This is a genomic window from Glycocaulis sp., assembly GCF_052168375.1.
In the GTDB taxonomy this organism is placed as follows: domain Bacteria; phylum Pseudomonadota; class Alphaproteobacteria; order Caulobacterales; family Maricaulaceae; genus Glycocaulis.
In genome coordinates this window covers 1-4,095 of record NZ_JBQLZR010000290.1, presented here as the reverse complement: position 1 = coordinate 4,095, position 4,095 = coordinate 1, and the positions used below count along the sequence as shown (strand labels likewise).

Sequence of the window (4,095 nt, the reverse complement as noted above, 5' to 3'; positions counted from 1 at the left end):
TGAAGGATCCCGGCCTGTGGCGCACCGATTCCTACATCAATGGCGAGTGGGTGAAGGGCGACGCGCGTTTCGATGTCGACAATCCGGCCAACCGGGAAAAGGTCGCTGACGTCGCCAGCGTCGGGGCCGAAGGCGCAAAGCGCGCGGTGAAGGCCGCTGCCGCGGCGAACCTTGCCTGGCGGCGCACCTCCGCCTTTGAGCGCTCGCGTATCGTCAATCGCTGGTATGAGCTGATCATGGAGCATCAGGATGATCTGGGCATCATCCTGGCCGCCGAGATGGGCAAGCCCCTGAAGGAATCCAAGGGCGAGGTCGCCTATGGCGCCGGTTTCGTCCTGTGGGCCGCCGAGGAAGCGCGCCGCGTGCATGGCGAGACGCTTGCCGTACCGACGCCCGGCGCGCGCGGCTGGACGATCCGCCAGCCTGTCGGCGTCGTATCGTGCATCACGCCGTGGAATTTCCCCTCCGCCATGATCACGCGCAAATGCGCGCCCGCCCTCGCGGTGGGCTGCCCGGTTGTCATCAAGCCGGCGTCTGAAACCCCGCTCTCCGCGCTGGCTCTGGCAGAGCTCGCCGAGCGTGCAGGCTTCCCCAAGGGCGTCTTCAACGTCGTCACCGGCGAGGCGGGCGATATCGGTCCGGTCCTCACCGGGTCGGACGAGGTGGCGATGGTCGCCTTTACCGGCTCCACGAAGGTTGGCGCGCTGCTGATGGAACAGGCCTCCAAGACCATCAAGCGTGTCGCGCTGGAGCTTGGCGGCAATGCCCCCTTCATCATCATGGACGATGCGGATCTGGAAAAGGCCGCTGACGGCCTGATCCAGGGCAAGTTCCGCGCTGCCGGTCAGACATGCGTCTCGCCGAACCGCGTCTTCGTGCAGGAAGGGGTGATGGACAAGCTCACCGAGCTTCTAAAGGCCCGCGTCGCCAGGCTGAAGCTCGGTGATCCCTTCGCGGACGATACCGATGTCGGCCCGCTGATCCACGAGAAAGCGGTCAAGCGCGTCGCCGAGCTGGTCGACACGGCGGTGTCCAACGGCGCCAAGGTGCTGGCGGGCGGCAAGGCGCGCCTCGACGACATGGGCGGGGCGTATTTCGAACCGACCCTCATCACCGGCGCGGGCCACGACACGACACTGGCCGGAGACGAGATTTTCGGCCCCGTTGCCTCGCTCTACCCGTTCAAGGACGAGGACGAGGTGATCCGGCTGGCCAATGCAACGCCGTATGGCCTCGCCGCCTATCTCTACACCCGCGATTCCGGGCGCATGCACCGCATCTCCGAAGGCATTGATTTCGGCATGGTCGGCGTCAACGCCCCCATGGTCGGCTCTCCCGCCACGCCATTTGGCGGCATGAAGCAGTCCGGCATTGGCCGCGAGGGCGGCAAATGGGCGGCCGAGGAGTTCACCGAGCTGAAATTCGTCCTCCTGGGCGGGGTCGATCAGTGAGCGCCCAGAGCCAGAAGGCACGCGCCGCCGAAGCGGCGCTGGACTATATCGAGGACGGCATGATTGTGGGGCTGGGTTCCGGCTCCACCGCCGCCCTCTTCGTGAAGGCCCTCGGACGGCGCTGCGCCGCCGGGGACCTTTCGGTAAAGGGCATCCCCACCTCGCGCGAGACCGAAGAGATCGCGCGCGAGGCCGGTGTTCCCCTCATCCCCATCGAGCAGGCCGACCGCATCGACGTGGCCGTTGACGGGGCAGACGAGGTCGATGGCAGCTTCCGCCTGATCAAGGGCGGTGGCGGGTGCCTGTTGCGCGAGAAGATCATCGCCGATGCCGCCGATTACATGATCGTGCTGATCGACGAGACCAAGCTGGTCGAGACGCTGGGCGCCTTTGCCCTGCCAGTCGAGATCGACCCGTTCGGCTGGACGATCACCGCCAAGAAGGTGTTCGACGCCCTGCGCCGCGCTAGCGTGGAACGCCCGCTGGTGGATATCCGCCGTCAGGGTGACCGCAGCGAGCCCTTCATCACCGATGGCGGGCACTACATTCTCGATTGTGCCTGCAATGCGATCACCGACCCGGAAGCCGTGGACGCAGAGCTGTCGGCCCTGCCGGGTGTCGTTGATCACGGCCTCTTCCTCGATCAGGCGCGCGTCGTGATTGTGGGCGAGGACGAGGACGTCCGCATTCTCGAGCTTTAGGGCAGTTTCCCCCTGACAGGCATTGTCAGGGCCGCGCAGGTTCATGGCAGGCGGGCGCTGGTCTAGGCTGGCGCCCTGTCCGAGATCAGCCCGAACGGAAACCCGATGCGCGCCCTTGCCCTCCTTCTCCTGTCTCTCGCCTTTGCCGCACCGGTGCCCGCCCTCGCGCAGGACAAGGCACCTGCGGCGCAGACAGATACGGACGTTGAACGGCTGGAGGCAGCCCGCACATTCGCCCGCGCCAGCGGCATGTGGAATGCGATACTGGCGGACATGGACGAGCTGGGCAGCATCGTCACCACCGCCCTGCAGGACGAGCGCCCGGACATGGGCGCCGATCAGGCAGAAGCCGTCCGCCGCGTCGTCGACAGCCATTTCACGGCCCGTCAGGGCGAACTTCTCGACGCCGTTTCCGGCGTTCTGGCGCGCTATCTCGAAGTGTCAGACCTCAATGCCCTCATCGCCTATTTCGAGACCGTACCGGGCCGGGCACAGGCCGGAATGATCGGGCGCGGCAGCGAAATATCGGTTGAGGACCTGGCCGCTCTGGTCATGGGCCTGCCCGCCGATCAGCGCGCGCAGGTGGAAGCCTTCGGCGAAAGCCAGGCTGCGCTCAACTGGCTCGACGCCCAGCCCCGCTTCATGGAGGAGGTCGAAGAGGTCTCCAACCGCTTTGGCGAAAACCTGATCATCGGCGCGGCGCCCGAAATCCGCGCGATCCTGAACCGGTAGGCGCCTAGTGCGCGGCCATGTCCGGCCGCGTCACGATCACCGGGCCGCGCCGGGTTGCCACTACCGTGTGCTCGAACTGGACCGTTGGCGCGTGCGGCTCGGCATAGAGCGTCCAGCCATCATCGCCATCCGAGGCAAAGACCCCGCCGCGTGACAGGAAGGGCTCCACCGTCATCACCATGCCGTCCGTGATCCGGCGGCGTTCATGGCGGGCCGGCCAGGTGGGGATTTCTTCCGGGTATTCGTGCAAGGCCCGGCCCGTGCCGTGGCTGGCCAGATTGCGGATCAGCGTATAGCCGCGCTTGTCGGCAAACGTGCCGATGGCGTTGCCAATGCCGGCGAGCGGCCGTCCCGCACCCACCTGCGCAATGCCGATATTCATGGCGCGCCTGCCGTCACGGCGCAGTGTCTCCTGCGCAGGATTGAGCGTGCCGAGGCCAAAACTGGCCCCGGTATCGGCAAAGAAGCCATTCTTCGAGGCCGACACGTCGATATTGACGAGATCGCCTAAGGCCAGCACCCGGTCGCCGGGAATGCCATGGGCGATTTCCTCGTTCACGCTGATGCAGGTAGCACCGGGAAAGCTGTAGGCCGATTGCGGCGCGGACAGCGCGCCTTCGCGCGCCAGAAGCTCTGCGCCAAGGCCATCTAGCTCGCCCGTCGTCATGCCCGGCTCCATCGCGCGGGCCATGGCATGCAGCGTATTGGCGACAATGCGCCCGATCACTTTCAGGCCTTCAAGCTCGTCCTCATTGGAAACCGTCACGGCGCCGCGCCTTTCGAAAGATGCTAGTCGCGCAGGAGCGCGTTGATGCCGGTCTTGGCCCGCGTCTGCGCATCGACGCGCTTGACGATCACGGCGCAGGCAAGCGACGGCCCGCCTTTGGGATCGGGCAGCGTGCCCGGCACTACCACGGCATAGGAGGGGATTTCGCCGCGGGTGATCTCGCCCGTCGCCCGGTCAACGATCTTGGTCGATGCGCCGAGGAAAACACCCATGGAGATGACCGCCCCCTCGCGCACGATCACGCCTTCAGCCACTTCAGAGCGCGCACCGATGAAGACATTGTCCTCGATGATGACGGGCGCGGCCTGAAGCGGCTCCAGAACGCCGCCAATGCCGACGCCGCCGGAGATGTGCACATTGGCGCCGATCTGCGCGCAGGAGCCGACCGTGGCCCAGGTATCCACCATCGTGCCTTCGCCGACAT

At 66.2% G+C, this 4,095-nt stretch carries 5 protein-coding genes; 3 read left to right on the top strand and 2 right to left on the bottom strand.

Annotated elements, in window-relative coordinates:
* The 3 genes from ACTS2Z_RS11860 to ACTS2Z_RS11850 all read left to right on the top strand — a co-directional run.
* The coding region (locus tag ACTS2Z_RS11860) for an NAD-dependent succinate-semialdehyde dehydrogenase (RefSeq protein ID WP_442573419.1) at window positions 1-1,451 on the top strand (1,451 nt) is incomplete at its 5' end.
* On the top strand, window positions 1,448-2,152 hold the full coding sequence (gene rpiA, locus ACTS2Z_RS11855) for a ribose-5-phosphate isomerase RpiA (protein WP_442573418.1): 705 nt from the start codon (window positions 1,448-1,450) through the stop codon (window positions 2,150-2,152). The genes ACTS2Z_RS11860 and rpiA, both read left to right, overlap by 4 nt.
* A gap of 105 nt (window positions 2,153-2,257) precedes the next feature.
* Entirely contained in the window at window positions 2,258-2,884 is a 627-nt protein-coding gene (locus tag ACTS2Z_RS11850; RefSeq protein WP_442573417.1) for a hypothetical protein, read from the top strand.
* A gap of 4 nt (window positions 2,885-2,888) precedes the next feature.
* On the opposite strand, the gene map is transcribed toward ACTS2Z_RS11850, so the two are convergent.
* Together map and ACTS2Z_RS11840 are read right to left on the bottom strand one after the other, a co-directional pair.
* The gene (gene map, locus ACTS2Z_RS11845; protein WP_442573416.1) at window positions 2,889-3,650 is read right to left on the bottom strand and encodes a type I methionyl aminopeptidase; all 762 of its coding nucleotides are present in this window, start codon (window positions 3,648-3,650) and stop codon (window positions 2,889-2,891) included.
* Window positions 3,651-3,673: 23 nt separating this feature from the next.
* Window positions 3,674-4,095: 2,3,4,5-tetrahydropyridine-2,6-dicarboxylate N-succinyltransferase (locus ACTS2Z_RS11840; RefSeq protein ID WP_442573415.1), on the bottom strand; the 422-nt coding region annotated here is incomplete at its 5' end.

Excerpts from the sequence above, each read along its gene's own strand:
- ACTS2Z_RS11850 (WP_442573417.1), top strand. The coding sequence starts at position 2,258 with ATGCGCGCCCTTGCCCTCCTTCTCCTGTCTCTCGCCTTTGCCGCACCG.